Source organism: Streptomyces sp. GbtcB7, assembly GCF_019091445.1.
Taxonomy (GTDB): domain Bacteria; phylum Actinomycetota; class Actinomycetes; order Streptomycetales; family Streptomycetaceae; genus Streptomyces; species Streptomyces mirabilis.
Map to the genome: position 1 here is coordinate 1 of NZ_JAGXJM010000763.1, position 230 is coordinate 230.

A 230-nucleotide genomic window follows, 5' to 3' on the forward strand; every position below is an offset into this window, starting at 1 on the left:
CACAGCAGCAGGGTGGCCAGCGCGGGGCCCGCGTTTCGGTCATCTACCAGCAGGGCTTTCGTGAGAACCGCTCCCGCCATGACGCGCAGGAGAACGAGGGCTGCGAGGGCGGCGAGGGCCGGGACGAGGAGGGCGATTCCGCCCGCGGCCTCCACGAGACCGGACGCATAGAGAAGCCACTGGCCGACTCCGATCTCCTCAAAGGTATTGCGCATCTCCTCGACGCCCAT

1 protein-coding gene is annotated in these 230 nt (G+C 67.8%); it reads right to left on the bottom strand.

Annotated features, from left to right (window positions below):
* Nucleotides 1–215: DoxX family protein (locus KVT44_RS57475; RefSeq protein WP_254651268.1), on the bottom strand; the 215-nt coding region annotated here is incomplete at its 3' end.
* Between the last annotated feature and the right edge of the window lie 15 nt (nt 216–230).